This is a genomic window from Halomonas daqiaonensis (genome assembly GCF_900109725.1).
GTDB classification, from domain to species: domain Bacteria; phylum Pseudomonadota; class Gammaproteobacteria; order Pseudomonadales; family Halomonadaceae; genus Halomonas; species Halomonas daqiaonensis.
The window spans coordinates 59,445-78,436 of record NZ_FOBC01000018.1 but is presented as its reverse complement, the minus strand read 5'-3'; the positions used below and the strand labels follow the sequence as shown (position 1 = coordinate 78,436).

Annotated in this window: 13 protein-coding genes; 2 read left to right on the top strand and 11 right to left on the bottom strand. The window is 64.2% G+C overall.

The genetic code is table 11. The features are described from left to right. The first annotated feature begins 238 nt into the window (after positions 1 to 238). Complete coding sequence (locus BMY30_RS13945) at positions 239 to 1,537, top strand: aromatic ring-hydroxylating oxygenase subunit alpha (RefSeq protein ID WP_089714745.1); 1,299 nt, start codon at positions 239 to 241, stop codon at positions 1,535 to 1,537. Positions 1,538 to 1,612: 75 nt separating this feature from the next. Here the strand turns inward: BMY30_RS13945 and BMY30_RS13940 are convergent, their stop codons facing one another. The 5 genes from BMY30_RS13940 to fdhA form a co-directional block, all read right to left on the bottom strand. Then, complete coding sequence (locus tag BMY30_RS13940; protein WP_089714743.1) at positions 1,613 to 2,650, bottom strand: methylenetetrahydrofolate reductase; 1,038 nt, start codon at positions 2,648 to 2,650, stop codon at positions 1,613 to 1,615. Beyond that, on the bottom strand, positions 2,647 to 3,129 hold the full coding sequence (locus tag BMY30_RS13935) for a methylenetetrahydrofolate reductase C-terminal domain-containing protein (protein WP_089714741.1): 483 nt from the start codon (positions 3,127 to 3,129) through the stop codon (positions 2,647 to 2,649). Before BMY30_RS13935 ends, BMY30_RS13940 begins: the two co-directional genes overlap by 4 nt. Positions 3,130 to 3,163: 34 nt before the next feature. Further along, on the bottom strand, positions 3,164 to 5,995 hold the full coding sequence (gene fdhF / locus BMY30_RS13930; protein WP_170840148.1) for a formate dehydrogenase subunit alpha: 2,832 nt from the start codon (positions 5,993 to 5,995) through the stop codon (positions 3,164 to 3,166). A gap of 5 nt (positions 5,996 to 6,000) precedes the next feature. After that, positions 6,001 to 7,719, bottom strand: a complete 1,719-nt coding sequence (locus BMY30_RS13925; protein WP_089714737.1) for an NADH-ubiquinone oxidoreductase-F iron-sulfur binding region domain-containing protein — start codon at positions 7,717 to 7,719, stop codon at positions 6,001 to 6,003. A gap of 156 nt (positions 7,720 to 7,875) precedes the next feature. Beyond that, the gene (gene fdhA, locus BMY30_RS13920; protein WP_089714735.1) at positions 7,876 to 9,069 is read right to left on the bottom strand and encodes a formaldehyde dehydrogenase, glutathione-independent; all 1,194 of its coding nucleotides are present in this window, start codon (positions 9,067 to 9,069) and stop codon (positions 7,876 to 7,878) included. Between the two features lie 261 nt (positions 9,070 to 9,330). On the opposite strand from fdhA, the gene BMY30_RS13915 reads away from it, so the two are divergent. Further along, positions 9,331 to 10,911, top strand: coding sequence for a BCCT family transporter (locus tag BMY30_RS13915; RefSeq protein WP_089714733.1), 1,581 nt, complete (start codon positions 9,331 to 9,333; stop codon positions 10,909 to 10,911). 152 nt (positions 10,912 to 11,063) lie between these two features. Here BMY30_RS13915 and etfB read toward each other — a convergent pair whose 3' ends face one another. From etfB to BMY30_RS13885, 6 genes are all read right to left on the bottom strand, one after another. After that, complete coding sequence (gene etfB, locus BMY30_RS13910; RefSeq protein ID WP_089714731.1) at positions 11,064 to 11,870, bottom strand: electron transfer flavoprotein subunit beta; 807 nt, start codon at positions 11,868 to 11,870, stop codon at positions 11,064 to 11,066. Beyond that, the gene (gene etfA / locus BMY30_RS13905) at positions 11,860 to 13,173 is read right to left on the bottom strand and encodes an electron transfer flavoprotein subunit alpha (protein ID WP_089714762.1); all 1,314 of its coding nucleotides are present in this window, start codon (positions 13,171 to 13,173) and stop codon (positions 11,860 to 11,862) included. The genes etfB and etfA overlap by 11 nt, the downstream gene beginning before the upstream one ends. Positions 13,174 to 13,187: 14 nt before the next feature. Beyond that, positions 13,188 to 15,176, bottom strand: a complete 1,989-nt coding sequence (locus BMY30_RS13900) for a (Fe-S)-binding protein (RefSeq protein WP_089714729.1) — start codon at positions 15,174 to 15,176, stop codon at positions 13,188 to 13,190. A 100-nt stretch (positions 15,177 to 15,276) separates the two neighbouring features. Further along, positions 15,277 to 17,349, bottom strand: coding sequence for a dimethylglycine demethylation protein DgcA (gene dgcA / locus BMY30_RS13895; RefSeq protein ID WP_089714727.1), 2,073 nt, complete (start codon positions 17,347 to 17,349; stop codon positions 15,277 to 15,279). A 13-nt stretch (positions 17,350 to 17,362) separates the two neighbouring features. Continuing rightward, the gene (locus BMY30_RS13890) at positions 17,363 to 17,914 is read right to left on the bottom strand and encodes a DUF5943 domain-containing protein (protein WP_089714725.1); all 552 of its coding nucleotides are present in this window, start codon (positions 17,912 to 17,914) and stop codon (positions 17,363 to 17,365) included. 93 nt (positions 17,915 to 18,007) lie between these two features. Further along, on the bottom strand, positions 18,008 to 18,985 hold the full coding sequence (locus BMY30_RS13885) for a dipeptidase (protein ID WP_089714722.1): 978 nt from the start codon (positions 18,983 to 18,985) through the stop codon (positions 18,008 to 18,010). Positions 18,986 to 18,992: the final 7 nt, after the last annotated feature.

Sequence of the window (18,992 nt, the reverse complement as noted above, 5' to 3'; positions counted from 1 at the left end):
TGCGCCACGCGCCCCCGCGGCCACTTGCCTGTCAGCGACATGGCCATATCCATGATTCCCACCCCTCCTCCCTTTCCTCGAATGCAGCGTCGCCCCTGAATCGAGATCCGTCGTGGGCAGACAACTCCTCCCTTTAGAGCTGCTCCAGAATCAGCCCATATCTCAAACCCCGCATTGCTTTCGCCTCTAACAACACCAATCAATTGCCGCATCCGCGGCCTGCAAGAGGATGTAGTCCATGGATTCGATCTCCCACGTCCACCTCGACGATGACCTGACCCCGACACGCGAAGCGGCAAGCCAGATGCTCGCCGATCATCCCACCCATTTGTCACTGCCCCAGCCGTTCTACACTGATGCCCGCGTCTTCGCCCTGGACATGCAGGAGATCTTCGCCAAGGAGTGGTTGTTCGCCGGCATGACCTGCGAGATCCCCGCCAAGGGCAACTACCTGACCCTGGAGATCGGCGACAATCCGGTGATCCTGGTGCGTGGCAACGAGGGCAAGGTGCATGGCTTCCACAACGTCTGCCGCCACCGCGGTTCGCGTCTCTGTGTCCACGAGAGGGGTAAGGTGGCCAAGCTGGTCTGTCCCTACCATCAGTGGACCTATGAGCTCGACGGCCGCCTGCTGTTTGCAGGCTCCGACATGGGCGAGAACTTCGATCTTTCGACCTACGGCCTCAAGCCGATCCATGTGCGTACTGCCGGGGGCTACATCTTCATCAGCCTGGCCGAGCAGCCACCCGCTATCGATGACTTCCTGGTCACCTTGGAGCACTATCTCGAGCCCTACGACATGGCCAATGTCAAGATCGCCGTGGAGTCCAATATCGTCGAGAATGCCAACTGGAAGTTGGTGATAGAGAACAACCGCGAGTGCTACCACTGCAATGGCGCCCACCCTGAGCTGCTCAACTCGCTGCAGGAGTTCGATGATACTGACGATCCCCGTGCTACCCCGGCCTACAAGACACTGGTCGCCACGAAGCAGGCCGACTGGGATGCTCAGCAGGTCCCCTGGCAGCTCAAGCGTTTCGGCAAGCGCAATCGCCTGACCCGCACTCCGCTGCTCAACGGGGTGGTCTCCATGACCATGGATGGCAAGCCAGGCTGCAGCAAGCTGATGGGCCGGCTCAAGAGTACCGACATGGGCTCGCTGCGCATCCTGCACCTCCCCAACTCGTGGAATCACTTCCTGGGGGATCATGCGATCGTGTTCAGGGTGCTTCCGTTGGGGCCGGAACGGACCCTGGTGACAACCAAGTGGCTGGTGCACAAGGAGGCCACCGAAGAGGTCGACTACCAACCCGATGAGATCCGCAAGGTCTGGGATGCCACCAATGACCAGGATCGACGCCTGGTCGAGGAGAACCAGCGCGGGATCAACTCCGTGGCTTACCAGCCGGGACCCTACTCCAGGACCGCCGAGTTCGGCGTGATCGATTTCATCGACTGGTACCGTGAAAGGATGCTGGAGAACCTGGGAAATACCGCTCCCCATCTGCAGAATCTACAGATCGTCCAACCCAGCTGAGCCGAGGCAATGCCTCCACTATCGGGCCCGCCATCGAGCGGGCCCTTTCTTTGCTAGCTCGCGATACCTTCCACCTCACAGGGCATCGGGAGATTCGGGATTGAGCTTCTGCGGGTCATCGCGTCCCGGGTACCAGGGCGTACGACCGTCGAGGACGCCGGTGGTCTCGATGATTTCCGCCACACTGCGCTCCTGACGATAGGCCATGATATGGGCGCCGCTGACACCCGGAATCTCGCGGATCGAGTGAAGCAGATCCATGCACAACCGCTTGCCCTCCTCCTTCTGATCCACGGCCCCTTCGAGCCGACGGACCACGGCGTCGGGGATATGCACGCCGGGAACATTGTCGCGAATCCACCGCGCACTTCGTGCCGAGGCCAGGGGTCCGATGCCCGGCAGGATGAAGACACGATCGGGACCTTCGAGAAGGCCCAGGTCATTGACCTTGAGCATGAAGTCACGCAGTTGCTCGATATCGAAGCAGTATTGGGTCTGGAAAAACTGGGCACCGGCCGCCACCTTCTTGGCCAGGCGATGCGGTCGCCACGCCAGCGGCGGCACAAAGGGATTCTCGGCCGCGCCAAGAAAGATCCGCGGGGGCGTCTCGAGGCGCCGCCCGCTCTCGAAGCGAGAGTCATCGCGCATGCCACGGGCGATCTGCAACAGGGACATGGAGTCGAGATCGAATACCGGCTTGGCCTGGGGATGGTCACCGGCCTGCACACCGTCACCGGTCAGGCAGAGCAGGTTGCAGGCACCCATGGCCGCCGCACCGAGGATCTCGCCCTGTATGGCGATACGGTTACGGTCACGGCACGATATCTGCAGGATGGTGGCATAGCCGACCCGGGTGAGCAGCGAGCAGACGCCGACGCTGGACATGTGACAGTGAGCACCGGAGCCATCGGTGGCGTTGATGGCATCGACGACGCCATCGAAGATCGCCGCGCGCTTGAGGACCTCCGCTGGATCGGCTGAGTCCGGCGGGTCGATCTCGCTGGTGATCGCGAACTTGCCGGCCCGCAGTACCCGTTCCAGTCGACCGGGGGAGACATGACCAGGCAGGATCGGCAGGGAGTAGCCCGGCACGGGCTCGTCATCGAACCTCACTTTGTCGCCTCTCTGGAGGCGGTCGAGGAAGAGCTACCGGTCAGCTGGCGAACCACACGCAGCCAGGAAGAGGTTCCCGTGAGGCGATGGTCGACAGGCAACTGGACAGCGTGGATGCGCTCCCCCTCCTGCATCCGCTGACTCCCTTCCCAGGCATCGACCCAGACACACACCATCTCCGGTTTCACCTCGCAATGCCCATTGGCGCGCACTCCACCACAGGGGCCGTTGCGAAGCTGCTTGGGGCAGTTCATGGGGCAGGACATGCCGGTGTCGGAGAGAACGCACTGACCGCACATCCGGCAATCGAAAAGCGTCGCCTTGATGGCCTTTTCCACCGACCTCACCGGCGCCTCGATGCGCTCGTGGCCCAGTCGCTTCCATACTGGATCGAGCTTGACCAGCATCGGTTCGAAGCGTCGGTAGATCGCCTCGAAGACTCCGGCATGGCGAACCACCCAGCGACGCATCCTGTACATGGTCCTTTCCCTTTTCCGTCGAGGGGCAGTGCCCTCACTCCGCCAGAGCGATAGCGGCCGGACTCAGACGGCATGCCGCGTACTTGAACTCGGGAATCTTGCCGTAGGGGTCCAGGGCGGGGTTGGTCAGCAGGTTGGCAGCGGCCTCCACATAGCAGAAGGGCACGAACACCATGCCTTCCGCCATCAGCGGGTCGACCCGTACCTTGAGCGTGATCGCCCCGCGCCGGGTGGTGATGGTGATCGGCTCACCCGGCGACACACCCAGCCGCACGAGCTCCGCCGGAGAGACGCTGGCCACCGCCTCGGGCTCGAGATCGTCGAGGACCTGGCTGCGGCGAGTCATCGAGCCGGTGTGCCAGTGCTCGAGCTGACGACCGGTGGTCAGCACCGTGGGGTAGTCGCCATCCACGGGCTCATCCGGCGGCAGGGGGCGTGTGGGCGCGAACTTCGCCTTGCCACCCGCCCGCGGGAAGGCGTCGGAGAAGACCACGTCGGCCCCCGGGGCGTCTTCCGCCGGGCAAGGATAGGTCACCGATTTCTCACGCTCCAGGCGCTCCCAGGTGATGTTGTCCAGAGACGGCATGCCCTGCTTCATCTCGGCAAACACCTCACGGGGATGGGTGTAGTCCCAGTCGAGCCCGAAGCGTCGAGCGATCTCCTGGATGATCCACCAGTCGGGCCTGGCTTCTCCGGGCAGTGGCACGGCGGCACGCCCGAGCTGCACCTGGCGGTTGGTATTTGTGACCGTGCCCTCCTTCTCCGACCAGGCGGAGGCCGGCAGGATGACGTCGGCATACTGGGCAGTCTCGGTGACGAAAAGATCCTGCACCACCAGGTGCTCCAGGCTAGCCAGCGCCGCCCTGGCGTGGTCGAGGTCCGGGTCGGACATCGCCGGGTTCTCGCCCTGGATGTACATCCCCTTGATCTGACCCGCGTGGATCGCGTCCATGATCTCCACCACGGTGAGACCGGGCCTGGCTTCCAGGGGGGTGTTCCATAGCTCCTCGAAGGCCGAGCGGATCTGGTCGTCGCCCACCGGCTGATAATCGGGCAGCACCATGGGGATCAGGCCCGCGTCGGAGGCGCCTTGAACGTTGTTCTGGCCGCGGAGGGGATGCAGCCCGGTGCCGGAGCGGCCGGTCTGGCCGCAGGCCAGCGCCAGCGAGATCAAGCAGCGGGCGTTGTCGGTGCCGTGGGTGTGCTGGGAGATACCCATGCCCCAGAAGATCATCGCCCGCTCAGCCCTCGCATAGAGCCTGGCCACTTCGCGGATGGTGTCCGGATCGACCCCGCAGGCCGGCGCCATGGCGTCCGGTGTCATGTCGACCACGTGAGCCTTGAGGGCCGCGAAACCCTCGGTGTGGGCGTCGATGTAGGCCTGATCGAAGAGCTCCTCGGTGACGATCACGTTGAGCATGGCGTTGAAGAGCGAGACATCAGCCCCCGGGGAAAAACGCACGCTCATGTGGGCGTAGGCGCTCAGGCCCTGGCCGCGTGGATCGATGATGATCAGCTTGGTACCGTTGCGTGCCGCCTGCTTGAAGTAGGTGGCCGCCACAGGATGGTTCACTGCGGGGTTGCAACCGGTAAGGATCACCACGTCAGACTCAAGCACCTGCATGAAGGAGGCGGTGACCGCTCCCGACCCGATGCACTCCATCAGCGCAGCCACCGAACTGGCATGGCAGAGCCGGGTACAGTGATCGACATGATTGGAACCGAAGCCGGTACGCACCAGCTTCTGGAACAGCCACGCCTCCTCGTTGGAGCACTTGGCGCTGCCAAAGCCGGCCAGGGCATCGGGGCCGTGGGCGGTCTTGAGGTCGACCAGGCCCTGGGACGCCAGGTCCAGCGCCTCTTCCCAGCTGGCCTCGCGGAAGTGGGTGAGCGGCTGCGCCGGGTCGAAGGCCGGGTCGAGCCGCTTGGGGACACCCGACTTGCGGATCAGCGGCCGAGTCAGGCGCGAAGGATGCCTGGGGTAGTCGAAACCGAAGCGTCCCTTCACGCAGAGGCGGTTCTGGTTGGACGGTCCGTTGCGGCCCTCGACGAAGAGGATGCTGTCGTCCTTGACATGATAGGTGAGCTGGCAGCCAACTCCGCAGTAGGGGCAGACCGAGTCGACGGTGTGATCGGCCACCGCGGAATCGCCGCGCCCCTGGGCGTCCATCAGGGTCGCCGGCATCAGCGCGCCGGTAGGACAGGCCTGCACGCACTCGCCACAGGCCACGCAGGTACTGTCGCCCATGGGATCGTCGAAGTCGAAGACGACCTTGGAGGCGGCGCCACGATGCGCCAGGCCGATGACATCGTTGCCCTGGACCTCGCGGCAGGCACGCACGCAGAGGTTGCACTCGATGCAGGCATCGAGATTGACGCTCATGGCCGAGTGGGAGCTGTCGTGCATCAGCGAGCCCTCACGCTGGGCTACGTGGTGCACGGTGGGTTCGTTGCGCTCCTCCCGCGAGGGCAGCCACTGGCGGACCCCCGCCACATCGATGGCCAGCTGGTCGGCCATGGCCCAGAAGTGGCTGGAGCGATCGGGGCTGGCATCCCGCTCGGGCTGGTCGGCAATCAGCAGTTCCATCACGCCCTTCCTGGCGGTGCTGACCCGTTCGGAGCTGGCGCTTTTGACAACCATGCCGGGTCGGGCTTCGCGCAGGCAGCTCGCCGCCAGCACCCGCTCGCCTTCGATCTCGACCATGCAGGCACGGCAGTTGCCGTCGGAGCGATAGCCCGGTGCATCCTTGAAGCAGAGATGCGGAATGGTCTCACCGGCACGCTTGGCGACCTGCCAGAGCGTCTCGCCGGGATGGGCACTGACCTCGCTACCATCCAGAATCAGGGTGAAAGGTTCCTGTGTCATGGCGCTTACCCCTTGATGATCACGTTCTGGCTGGCCAACTCGCCGCGGAAGTCCTTGAGAAGCCCCAGTACCGGGTTGGGGGCTGCCTGGCCCAAGCCACAGATGGAGGCGTCCATCATCACCTGCGCCAGCCGCTCGAGTTCGTCGACTCGCCACTCGTCGCGCTCGAGCAGGGTCAGCATCTTCTCGGTGCCTACCCGGCATGGCGTGCACTGGCCACAGGACTCGTCGGCGAAGAAGGCCAGCAGGTTAGTGGCCACCGCCTTGAGGTCGTCCTGATCCGAGAGCACGATCACGGCCGCCGAGCCGATGAAGCCGCCGTGCTCCTGAAGGGTGTCGAAGTCCAGCGGGATATCGGCCTTGCTCGCCGGCAGGATGCCGCCCGAGGCACCGCCGGGCAGGTAGCCGGCGAGCCGGTGCCCCTCGGCCATGCCGCCGCAATACTCGTCGATGAGCTCCTCGAGGGTGATGCCTGCCGGTGCCAGATGCACGCCGGGGCGCTTCACACGGCCCGAGACCGAGAAGCTTCTCGGCCCCTTGCGACCATGGCGACCCTGCTCGGCAAACCACTCGGCGCCCTTCTCCCAGACCTCCGGGATCCAGTAGACGGTCTCGACATTGTTGACCAGGGTCGGGCGGTCGAAGAGCCCCTTCTGGGCGACGTAGGGAGGGCGGTTACGCGGCTTGCCGGGCTTGCCCTCCAGGGATTCGATCATCGCCGACTCTTCGCCGCAGATGTAGGCCCCGGCACCGCGGCGCAGCACGACGTAGCCCTGTGGCACGAGGCCAGCGGCCTCGAGCTCGCCGATCGCCTCGTGCAGCACCCGGTGCAGGCCGGGATACTCGTCGCGGAGGTATATATAGAGTGCCTCGGCCTCCACTGCCCAGGCGCTGACCAGGGCCCCCTCGAGGAAGCGGTGCGGCGAGCGCTCCAGATAGACGCGATCCTTGAAGGTGCCGGGTTCACCCTCGTCGGCGTTGATCGCGCAGTAGCGCGGCCCCGGCTCCTGGCGCACGAAAGTCCACTTCTTGAAAGTGGGGAAGCCGGCACCGCCCAGGCCGCGCAAGTTGGAGCGTTCGAGTGTCTCCATCAGCGCCTCGACCGTGACGCCTCCCCCACGACAGTCGGCGAGTAGCCGGTAGCCGCCCTCGGCGCGATAGTCCGCCAGGTGCTGCCAGACGATCGCCTCGGGATGGAAATGACCGGTATCGACAACCGCCTCCACGCCCTCCGTGGTGGCGAACAGCAGATGGTGGTGCCCCACTTCCACCACCGGTGCCGTCTCGCAGCGCCCCATGCAGGGGGCGCGCAGCACCCTCACCTGACTGGGATCCATTCCAGATTCGAGCTCGGCCTTCAGCGTCTCGGCGCCGGCCAGCTGGCAGGAGAGCGAATCGCAGACCCGCACCGTCACCGCCGGCGGCGGTGACTGGTCGTCATGCACCACGTCGAAATGGGCGTAGAAGGTCGCCGTCTCGTAGACCGCCGCCATCGGCAGGTTCATGTAGGCGGCGAGCGCCCGCAGGTTCACCAGCGCGAGGTGGCCATGGGCATCCTGGATGGCGTGCAGGTGCTCGATCAGCAGGTCACGGCGCCGGAGTGTCGAGTCGCTGCGCTCGTCGCCGAGCAGCTGGCGCAACGACGCCAGGGCAACGGGAGGCAGGTCGCGGCCACGGGGCCTGTCGCGGAAGCGGCGCTTGGGGGTGAGGGTCTCGACGGTCATGGCGGGCTCGTTGTTATCGGTGGGTGCTGCACCACCTTGATGTTGGCACCGGACCTTAGCCCGGGCAATGCGCGACAGGCTGTTGGGGCAGCTTTCGTATCAGGCAGTGGGCATTCCGGATAAGGCCCGGGATGAAGGACCCCAGGCCCTGCGGGATCAGGCAGTGACACTACCGTGGGGATCGAGGACAAACTTCTTGGCGGCGCCTCCATCGAAGTCCGCGTAGCCACGGGGCGCATCATCCAGGGAAATCACCTCGACGTTGACCGCATCGGCGATCCTGACCTTGTCGAAGAGAATTGCCTGCATCAACTGGCGGTGGTATTTCATCACCGGGCACTGCCCCGTATGGAAGGAGTGAGACTTGGCCCAGCCCAGCCCCAGGCGCATGGAGAGATTGCCATGTTTCGCCGCCTTGCTTTCGGCACCCGGATCCTCGGTGACATAGAGGCCGGGGATGCCGATCTGACCACCGGCCCGGGTGACATCCATGCAGGCATTGAGCACCGCCGCGGGCTGCTCGTGTGAGTGGTCGTGCCCATGACAGCGCGCTTCGAAGCCCACGGCATCCACGGCGGCGTCCACTTCGCGTTCTCCCAGTATCGGCTCGAGCATGTCAGCCATGGGCGTGTCCTGGCGTAGATCCAGGGTCTCGCAGCCGAAGCTCCTGGCCTGCTCCAGACGTTCAGGAATCATGTCGCCGACGATCACGCAGGCCGCCCCGAGCAGTTGCGCCGAGACTGCCGCAGCCAGGCCCACCGGGCCGGCACCGGCGATGTAGACGGTGCTGCCGGGCCCCACACCGGCGGTGACACAGCCGTGATAACCGGTGGGGAAGATGTCCGAGAGCAGGGTCAGGTCCTGGATCTTCTCGATGGCCTGCTCGCGGTCGGGGAACTTGAGCAGATTGAAGTCGGCGTAGGGTGCCATGACGTACTCGGTCTGACCGCCTACCCAGCCGCCCATGTCCACATAGCCGTAGGCCGCTCCGGGGCGCGAAGGATTGACGTTAAGGCAGATACCGGTCCTGCCCTCCTTGCAGTTGCGACAGCGCCCGCAGGCAATGTTGAACGGCACCGAAACGATATCACCGACCTTGATGAACTCCACATCGCGACCGCATTCGATCACCTCGCCGGTGATCTCATGGCCGAGCACCAGGCCCTCGGGTGCGGTGGTGCGCCCGCGCACCATGTGCTGGTCGCTGCCGCAGATATTGGTGGTCATCACCTTGAGAATGACGCCGTGCTGACACTTGCGCTTGCCCAGTGCCAGTTCGGGGAAGGGGATCGACTGTACCTCGACCTTGCCGGGGCCCATGTAGACGACCCCACGGTTGGCTTGGCTCATGGCAGGCTCCTGTCGTTGTTGTGTTCTTGGCGGTTGATTCCGCCGCTCCAGCCTATTCCCTCCACGCCGGGGGACTTGCCCCAAAGAGTCACTCACGTATCTGTGCGAGACATCTCCGAGACGACGGATAGCTGAAGGTCGCTTTCAAGACACTGCCCTCTTCAGACCAGGCCAAGAATGACCTCGCTTGCCGGTGTCACGGCGGCAAGAGACGCCCCCTCCATCGCAAGAACTTCCGATAACAAGAGTCGATAACCGCCAATGAAACGAGATGATACCCCTCTCCTGTCCGCCGGGCAGGACAATACCAAGATGCTGGGGATGGATTTCCACAATCCCGTCTTCCCCATCTCCACGCTGGCCATCCTGGCCTTCGTTATCTATGCCCTGGTCTATCCCGATGCCGCCAATTCCCATCTGACGGCAGCGCGGGGATGGTCGATCGCGTATTTCGACTGGTTGTTCATGATTGCCGGCAACCTTTTCGTGCTGCTGTGCCTGGTGCTGATCGTGCTGCCACTCGGGCGAATCCGGCTCGGTGGCGATCAGGCTAGGCCCGAATACTCCACTTCCTCCTGGTTCGCCATGCTCTTCGCAGCAGGCATGGGTATCGGCCTGATGTTCTGGAGCGTGGCCGAGCCGGTGGCCTACTACACCGATTGGTACGGTACTCCCCTCAATGTGGCGGCCCGTACCCCCGAGGGGGCCAGCGCGGCAATGGGGGCGACCATGTTCCACTGGGGCCTGCATCCCTGGGCGATCTACGCCATGGTGGGATTGTCCCTTGCGTTCTTCGCCTACAACCGTGGACTGCCACTGAGTCTGCGTTCGGCCTTCACGCCCATTCTGGGCAAGCGTGTCCGAGGCTGGCCCGGCCATACCATCGACATCTTCGCGGTGCTGGCGACCATCTTCGGCCTGGCGACATCATTGGGTTTCGGGGCGTCTCAAGCGGCTGGCGGCCTCAATTACCTGTTCGAGGTCCCGAACACCATCGGCACGCAGATCGCCATCATCATCCTTGTCACGGTAGCTGCCCTGTTCTCCGTCTGGCGGGGTATCGACGGTGGCGTGAAGCTCTTCTCCAACATCAACATGGCGCTTGCCATCGTGCTGCTTGCATTCGTGGTCATCACCGGCTCCACCCTGCTGTTTCTCAATGGCTTGTGGAGCACCACCCTGGCCTACGCGAGCCATATCCTGCCGCTCTCCAACTGGGTCGGTCGTGAGGACACCACCTGGTACCATGGCTGGACAGTATTCTACTGGGCCTGGTGGATCTCCTGGTCGCCCTTCGTCGGCATGTTCATCGCCCGGGTCTCGCGCGGGCGCACAGTACGCGAGTTCCTGATTGCCGTACTGCTGGTGCCGACTCTGGTCACCATCGTCTGGATGAGCGCCTTCGGCGGCACTGCCCTGAACCAGTCCGTCAATGGCGTCGGGGAACTGGCCAATGGCATCAGCGAGGTGTCGCTGGCAATGTTCCAGATGCTCGAACAGCTGCCGTTGACCACCCTGACCTCGAGCCTGGCGATCCTCCTGGTACTGATCTTCTTCATCACCTCCTCCGACTCCGGTTCGCTCGTGATAGACAACATCACTGCCGGTGGCAAGCACGATGCGCCGCGTGGTCAGCGGGTCTTCTGGGCCTGTCTGGAGGGGGTAATCGCCGGCATCCTGCTCTATGGTGGGGGCAACACGGCTCTGGGTGCCCTCCAGGCGGGAGCCGTGGCCACCGGCCTGCCCTTCACCCTGATTCTCCTGGCGATGGCCTATAGCCTGGTGAAAGGGTTGGTGGAGGAGCAGCGCGAGATGAGTATCAAGGCAACGAACGCTGCGTAAGGCGCCTTCCAGCGAAACAAGAACGCCGGCCATTGGCCGGCGTTCTTGTTGGTGGCCCTGCTGCTGACGCTTTGCGAAGCCATGCCTGGAGAGGCACTCAGACAGAGGGACTGCGAAGGATTCGAGAAGGCGTGCGCTCTAGAGAATCGCTCTCAGCGCAGCACACCCTCCTCCTCGAGAAGCTTGTAGACTGCCTCGGCACCCTGCTCGGAAGTGACATTGCTCAACACCTGGCCACCGCCCCCCTCCGCCTTGGCGGCAGCCGCCTTGAATCGTTCCCGTGCCGAGGTCGCCTTGATGATCTTCAGGCGCTTGGGACGCCGCCGGGCCGGCGAGAATGTCCACTCGGCAAAGGCCTCGTCAATGACGCCGGCTTCCTGAAGGGGGGCCAGCTCTCCTCGCTGGGCCGGGCCAAAGGCGCTCTGACGAGCCGCGGGGGCTGCACCGTCCACGCTGAGGATGGCCGGCAGGCGCACTGCCAGGCGGCGACGCTGGCCCCGGGGCAGTGCCTGCAGAAGCGTCGCCACACCATTGTCGATAGACTCCACCTCGACCACGCCATTGACCAGCGGCCAGCCCAGCCGCTCGGCCAGGGCATAGGGAACCAGACCCGAGCCTTCACCGCACTCGGCACGACTGCCGGTCACCACCAGTTGCGGTGGGGAACGGGTCAGCACGGTGGCCAGGGCGGGGATCACATCGGCTCCGTCAGGCTGCTCCACGAGGGTCAACTCCGCGAGGCCCATGCCCAGGTATCCTCGCAGGGCGGTGTCATTTCCGCTGTCATGGCGACCGGCATGCACCGCCCGTACCTGGAGCCGATCAAGATGTCTGCCCAAGCCGAGGGCCAGTTCGAGGCCACGGGCATCGTGATCGGCACGCCGAGCCCGGCCGGTCAGGGGATGGCGACCGACCGAGACCAGCACCGCCACCTCGAAGGGTCGTGAATCAGGCTGCATCGCGGGATTCTCCTCTCTTTGCCTGCGGTCGACGGCTCTCCACCAGATCGACCAGGGCGGCCAGTACCTCGTTCGCATCACCGATCACCGCCAGGTCTGCCCGCTTGATCATGTCACAGCCGGGATCGGAGTTGATGGCCACTACCTTCTCGCAGCTCTGGATGCCCTGCAGATGCTGGATGGCCCCGCTGATGCCCACCGCCACATAGACCCGGGCGGTAACCCAGGTACCGGTGGCACCTACCTGGCGATCGCGGGGCATGAACCCATTGTCCACCGCCACTCGCGAGGCCCCTTCCGTGGCTCCCAGACACTGGGCGGCATGGTGGAAGCCCTCCCAATCAGTGACACCGTTGCCGGCAGAGAGAATGAACTCGGCCTCGCCCAGAGAGATGGCAGCGGGATCCACGGCGACCTGGCCGAGATCCTCGATACGTGTCAGGTTGGCAGGCAGCTCGACGTTCAGGGTAAGTTCCTCAGCCGCATGCAGGGTATCGCTGACCGGTTCGGCGCACTCCGCCAATACCAGCGCCACGCGCGGCAGGGGCCGCTGGATATCCAGGCTGCCGGCGGCACCGCGTGCGGTACAGCGCCAGCCCAGCGTGCAGGTTGCATCGGCCTCGAGCTGCCAGACGCCGGTAGCGGGCCTTTCCTCCAATCGCATGGCCAGGCGGCGACCCAGATCAGCCCCCCCGAGGGGGGAGTCGGGCAGCAGCCAGTGGCGTGGTGCCAGTTCACGTTCCGCCGCGGCCAGCGCCGCGAGCCGCGCCTCCGGTGCGAAGCCCTCGTATTCGTCACTTGTGAGGTGCAGGAGGCGGTCGATACCGGCCTCGCCCAGCGCCCGCTCCTTCGGCTCGCCTTCTCCCTCGCCCTTGTAGCCCCCAAAGAGCACGGCCAGCACGGCACCAGGCCGGTCGGGGTCGGCATCGGCCAGTTGGCGAGCCAGGCCCAGCAGATCGCGGTCATGATGCGAGAGTCGCCCGCCACCCATTTCCGGGACCACCGCGACGAGGAAGGCGGGCGAGGCAATATCGATACGCCGGCGGCTCTCCTGGCGCGCTCTCACAGCAACGCTCGGGGCGCCTCCCTGCTGGAGGCCGCTGCGATCGATGCGCTTGAGCCCGCTGGGCCCGATAAAACCCGCCGTATGGGGATTCTTGCGGATCACTCCATGAGGGCCCATCCACTCGATGGCCGCGGCTGACCCTTTCCCCAGCTCGGCCAGCACCCGGTCATGCTCAGGGTGCAGGCGGTTACGGGCGATCCACTCCTTGCGTGGATCGCGACGCGCTATTCCTGTCATCACGTCGTCGGTCATCACGTCACCTCCTCGAAAGCCGGCTGATTGCGATGCTTGCTTCTGCCCGAGTCACTCTCGAGCACCAAGGCATCTGCCACCAGTTCGGCAATATCGCGCACCTCTGCGGGGGTATCCACGACGCCTTCCAGCATGGCGGTACACTGCGGGCAACCCACCGCCACGAGCTCGGCGCCGGTTTCCCTGACATCGTTCATGCGCATGTCGGGAATCCGCTGCTTGCCGGGGATGTCGGTGATCGGCGCGCCACCGCCTCCCCCGCAGCAGCGCGAACGAAATCCCGAACGCCCCATCTCGGCCACATCGATGCCCAGTGCCTTGAGCACATTGCGCGGTGCCTCGTATTCGCCGTTGTAGCGACCGAGATAGCAGGGATCATGGTAGGTGACCTTGCCACCCTTCCAGGGCGCAAAAGCGAGCCTGCCCGCATCATGCAGCTCGGCGATATAGGTGGAATGGTGAGAAACGGTATAGTTACCACCGAGCTCTCCATACTCGTTGCCCAGCACGTGGAAGCTGTGGGGATCGCAGGTGACGATACGCAGGAAGCGGTACTGGGACAGGGTGGCGATATTGCGCCGGGCCAGCGACTGGAAGGTGGCCTCGTCGCCCAACCGTCGTGCCACGTCGCCGCTGTCCCGCTCCTCGTTTCCGAGCACCGCGAAATCGACGCCGGCAGCCCGCAGCACTTTCACCAGTGCGCGCAGGGTGCGCTGGTTGCGCATATCGAAGGCACCGTCACCCAGCCACAGCAGCACATCCACCTGCTTGACGTCCGACATCAGTGGCAGATCGAGATCCGCCGCCCAGTGCAGACGCGAACCCGGATCGAAACCACCGGGATTGTCGGTGGCAATCAGGTTGTCGAGCACCTCGGCTCCCTTGTTCGGCGTATTGCCGTGCTCCAGGGTCAGGAAACGACGCATGTCGACGATGGCATCCACATGCTCGATCATCATCGGACACTCCTCGACGCAGGCACGGCAGGTGGTGCAGGACCAGAGGGTCTCGGCATCCACCAGCGCCTTGCCTTGGCGCGCCACGATGGGACCCTGGGGATCGCCATGGTGCTCGCCCAGGGGCTTTCCGGGGTAGGGGCTACCCGCGTAGGCGGCATCACTGCCACCGACCATCCCTATCACCATGTCCTGGATAAGCTTCTTGGGATTGAGCGGCTGGCCGGCGGCGAAGGCCGGGCAAACCGCCTCGCAACGCCCGCACTGTACGCAGGCATCGAAACCGAGGCGCTGGTTCCAGGTAAAGTCAACCGGTGTTTCGACGCCCAGTGGCGCCTCGGGATTTTCGAGATTCAGCGCCTTGAGGCCAGTGGAGCGCCCCGCGTGGCCGTTCTTGCTCGAAAAGCGCTCGGGACGACGATGGAAAGCCAGGTGGAGGGCACCGGCGAAGGCGTGTTTCATGGGCCCGCCCCAGGTCATGCCGAAGAACATCTCGCCAAGGCCCCAGGTCACCAGCGCCGCCAGCACCAGCGCCAGCAGCCAGTGACCCGCTCCTTGTGAAAAGCCTGGCGGCAGAACGCCGATAGTGGGCAGGGTGATCAGGAAGACACCCAGGGAGAAGGCTAGAAGGCTTTTCGGCAGGCGCATCCAGGGGCCCCTGGAGAGACGCGCCGGCGGATCAAGGCGTCGCCGAGCGACGAAAAGGCTGCCTGCGAACATCACCGTGCTGGCTGCGAGGAGGAGGCCGCCCAGCAGGGGCGTGTCAAAACCCAGGCCGTGAACCAGTATCATCAGGGCTGCCGCCGACACGAAGCCCCCCGCGGTGGCCACATGGGTATTGGACATCACCTTATCGCGGGCCACCACATGGTGCAGATCGATCAGGTAGCGCCGGGGCATGGCAGCAAGGCCACCGAGAATGGCGACCCTGGCAGGCCGTCCTTGGCGCCAGAGGCGGATACGCCGCACGGCACCGAGCACTGCCAGCGCCAGGGCGGCGAAGATAAGTATGGGCAACAGGGTCTCGAGCATCTCGCTCACCTCTCCTCGATGAGGAGCTGTAAGCCTTAAGCTGTAAGCGGTAAGTTATCTCTCCTCTTACAGCATCCGGCTTACAGCTTACAGCTAGGGGTTAAAAATCCTTGCAGATCCGCAGGGCATCGTAGATCGCCGCATGAGTATTGCGCGGCGCATTGCAGTCCCCGAGCCGGAACAGCAGGAAGCCATCGCCCGTTTCAGAAAGGCAAGGCTGCGGCTTGATCGCAAAGAGCGCCTCGAGATCGACCTGGCCGCGGTTGCGTGACTGCTCCTTGAGGGCGTAGTAGAGCGCCTCGTCGGGACGCACTCCGTTCTCCACCACCACCTGATCGACCACTCGCTCCTCCTGAACACCGGTGTACTCGTTCTCGAGCACCGCCACCAGGCCGTCGCCTTCCCGGTAGACCTTGTGCAGCAGCAGGTCGGAGGTCATGATCACCTCCTTGTCGTAGAGGCTGCGGTAATAGGTGGGGAAGGTGGTCCCCCCCACCGCGGCACCCGGCTTGATGTCGTCGGTGACGATCTCGACCTTGGCGCCCTTCTCGGCCAGGTAGTCCGCCGCCGAGAGCCCGGAGAATTCGCAGATGGTGTCGTAGATCAGCACGTTCTTGCCCGGGGCCACCTTGCCGTTGAGCACGTCCCAGGTGCTCACCACCAGGCTCTCCTCGGGGTTCTCCGAGTAGCCCCACGCCGGATCCTGCTCCAGGAAAGGATGACCGCCGGTGGCCAGGACCACGATGTCCGGGCGGAGATCGAGCAGCGTCGCCTCATCGGCGCGGGTCCCCAGGCGCAGGTCGACCTTGAGCCGCGCCAGCTCCAGCTGGAACCAGCGGGTGATGCCGGCGATCTGGTCGCGCTGCGGGGCCTGGGCGGCGATGCTGATCTGGCCGCCGAGCGCCTCGGCGGCCTCGAACAGGGTGACATCGTGGCCGCGCTCGGCAGCGACGCGGGCCGCCTCCATGCCCCCGGGACCACCGCCCACCACCACGACCTTGCGCTTGGGCCCTTCGCTCTTCTCGATGATATGCGGCAGGCCCATGTACTCGCGGGAGGTGGCGGCATTCTGGATGCACAGCACGTCCAGGCCCTGGTACTGGCGGTCGATGCAGTAGTTGGCGCCCACGCACTGCTTGATCTGGTCCACCTGGCCCATCTTGATCTTGGCGATCAGGTGCGGGTCGGCGATATGCGCCCGGGTCATGCCGACCAGGTCCACATAGCCGCCCTCGAGGATGCGCTGGGCCTGGTTGGGATCCTTGATGTTCTGGGCATGGATCACTGGCACGCTGACCACTTCCTTGATGCCTGCCGCCAGGTGCAGGAAGGGCTCCGGCGGGTAGGACATGTTGGGAATCACGTTGGCCAGGGTGTTGTGGGTATCGCAGCCCGAGCCGATCACACCGAAGAAATCCACCTGGCCGGTGGCATCGTAGTAGGCGGCGATCTGCTTCATGTCGTCGTGGGAAAGGCCATCGGGATGAAACTCGTCACCGCAGATCCGCATGCCTACCACGAAGTCGTCGCCGACCTCGGCACGCACCGCCTTGAGCACCTCCATTCCGAATCGCATGCGGTTCTCGAAGCTGCCGCCCCACTGGTCCTCGCGCTTGTTGACCCGCGGGCTCCAGAACTGGTCGATCAGGTGCTGGTGCACGGCGGAAAGCTCAACGCCGTCGAGGCCCCCTGCCTTGGCCCGGCGTGCGGCCTGGGCGAAATCCCCGACGATCCGCCAGATATCCTCCTCCTCGATGGTCTTGCAGGTGGAGCGGTGCACCGGCTCACGGATCCCCGACGGCGAGACCAGGCTCGGCCAGTCGAAACCGTCCCAGCGCGAGCGGCGACCCATGTGGGTGATCTGGATCATGATCTTGCCGCCATGCTTGTGGACGGCGTCCGCCAGGTTCTGGAAGTGCGGGATAATGCGATCGGTGGAGAGGTTCACCGAGCTCCACCAGCCCTGTGGGCTGTCGATGGAGACCACCGAGGAGCCGCCGCAGATGCTCAGGCCACAGCCGCCCTTGGCCTTCTCCTCGTAATACTTGACGTAGCGCTCAGTCGTCATGCCTCCGTCGGTGGCATGCACCTCGGCGTGGGCGGTGCTGACCACCCGGTTCCGAATGGTGAGCTTGCCGATCTGGATCGGCTGAAAGATTGCATCGAATGCCATGGTGAATGTCCCCTCAACCCTGCTGCTGCGCGTCGAACCGCGGCTTGACCTCGAAATAGCCGACCTCGCACCCCTTCTCGGCGCCACTCTGGGTCTGCTCGGCGACAGTGCGCAGGTCACTGCCACGTGCGGCCAGGATCTGGTCCATGGCACCGGCGAACCAGCCGGTGAACATGTACTCGATCTTGCGATCCACCTTGCCCAACTGATAGACGAAGGCACTGTGCTCAAGGCGCACTCGGGCGGTGCCCGCCTCCAAGTCGATCGCTTCGGTGATGAACCTTCCCCAGCCGCGCTGGGACAGCCGCGTCATGTAGTGCTCGAATACCGTCACGCCCTCGAGACCGTGCAGTTCGGCCTCCTTTTCGCACCAGTGCCAGGCGCTCTTGTAACCGGCGTGATAGAGAATCTCGGCGTACTTCTCGGCGCCCAGCGCCTCTTCCACCGCGATGTGGTTGTTGATGAAGAAGTGCCGCGGCACATAGAGCATCGGCAGCGCATCGGTGGTCCAGATGCCGGTCTCTACGTCCACCTCGATGGGCAGTTCAGGGGCTATTTTGGTCACGGGTACTTTCCTCGGAATTGTCGTTATAAGCATCAGGGTTCTATGAACTATCGAGAGGGGCTGCGGGAAACGCTCGCGGCCCTTAGCTGGCCATCAGGCGCCCCAGACATCCTTGAGGACCCGCACCCAGTTCTCGCCCATGATCTTCCTGACCTGAAGCTCGCTGTAGCCGTGCCTGAGCAACGCCTCGGTAAGATTGGGGAACTCGCCAACCGTACGGATGCCTTCGGGATTGATGATCTTGCCGAAGCTGGTGAGACGACGCGCATAGCCCTTGTCGTGGGTCAACCACTCGAAGAAATCCTGACCATGACCCTGGGTAAAATCGGTGCCGATACCGATGGCGTCCTCACCAACGATATTCATCACGTAACCGATAGCCTCGACGTAATCATCGATGGTGGCGTCGATGCCGGCACGCAGGAAAGGAGTGAACATGGTGACACCGACGAAGCCGCCATGGTCGGCGATGAACTTGAGCTCCTCGTCGGACTTATTGCGAGGATGCTCCTTGAGACCGGAGGGCAGGCAGTGGGAGTAGCAGACGGGCTTATTGGAAGCGAGAATCACCTCCTCGGAGGTCCTGGCGCCGACATGGGAGAGATCGCACATGATGCCTACCCGGTTCATCTCGGCGACGATCTCGTGACCGAAGCCGGAAAGCCCGCCATCACGTTCGTAACAACCGGTACCTACCAGGTTCTGGGTGTTGTAGCACATCTGCACGATACCCACGCCGAGCTGCTTGAAGACCTCGACGTAGCCGATTTGATCCTCGAAGGCATGGGCATTCTGGAAGCCGAAGATGATGCCGGTCTTGCCCTCCTCCTTGGCGCGGGTGATATCGGCGGTGGTGCGCACGGGACGCACCAGGTCGCTGCATTCGGCCATCAGCGAGCTGGACCTGACGATATTGTCGACGGTGGCCTGGAAACCCTCCCACACCGAGACAGTGCAGTTGGCAGCGGTCAGGCCACCGCGATGCATATCCTCCAGCAGCTCGCGGTTCCATTTGGCGATAATCAGGCCATCGATAACGATGGCATCGTCATGCAGCTCACGTGGGGTCATGGGGAAG

Excerpts from the sequence above, each read along its gene's own strand:
- fdhA (WP_089714735.1), bottom strand. The coding sequence starts at position 9,069 with ATGAGCCAAGCCAACCGTGGGGTCGTCTACATGGGCCCCGGCAAGGTC.
- BMY30_RS13925 (WP_089714737.1), bottom strand. The coding sequence starts at position 7,719 with ATGACCGTCGAGACCCTCACCCCCAAGCGCCGCTTCCGCGACAGGCCC.
- BMY30_RS13945 (WP_089714745.1), top strand. The coding sequence starts at position 239 with ATGGATTCGATCTCCCACGTCCACCTCGACGATGACCTGACCCCGACA.
- dgcA (WP_089714727.1), bottom strand. The coding sequence starts at position 17,349 with ATGGCATTCGATGCAATCTTTCAGCCGATCCAGATCGGCAAGCTCACC.
- fdhF (WP_170840148.1), bottom strand. The coding sequence starts at position 5,995 with ATGACACAGGAACCTTTCACCCTGATTCTGGATGGTAGCGAGGTCAGT.
- BMY30_RS13885 (WP_089714722.1), bottom strand. The coding sequence starts at position 18,985 with ATGACCCCACGTGAGCTGCATGACGATGCCATCGTTATCGATGGCCTG.
- BMY30_RS13935 (WP_089714741.1), bottom strand. The coding sequence starts at position 3,129 with ATGTACAGGATGCGTCGCTGGGTGGTTCGCCATGCCGGAGTCTTCGAG.
- BMY30_RS13915 (WP_089714733.1), top strand. The coding sequence starts at position 9,331 with ATGAAACGAGATGATACCCCTCTCCTGTCCGCCGGGCAGGACAATACC.
- BMY30_RS13900 (WP_089714729.1), bottom strand. The coding sequence starts at position 15,176 with ATGCTCGAGACCCTGTTGCCCATACTTATCTTCGCCGCCCTGGCGCTG.
- etfB (WP_089714731.1), bottom strand. The coding sequence starts at position 11,870 with ATGCAGCCTGATTCACGACCCTTCGAGGTGGCGGTGCTGGTCTCGGTC.
- etfA (WP_089714762.1), bottom strand. The coding sequence starts at position 13,173 with ATGACAGGAATAGCGCGTCGCGATCCACGCAAGGAGTGGATCGCCCGT.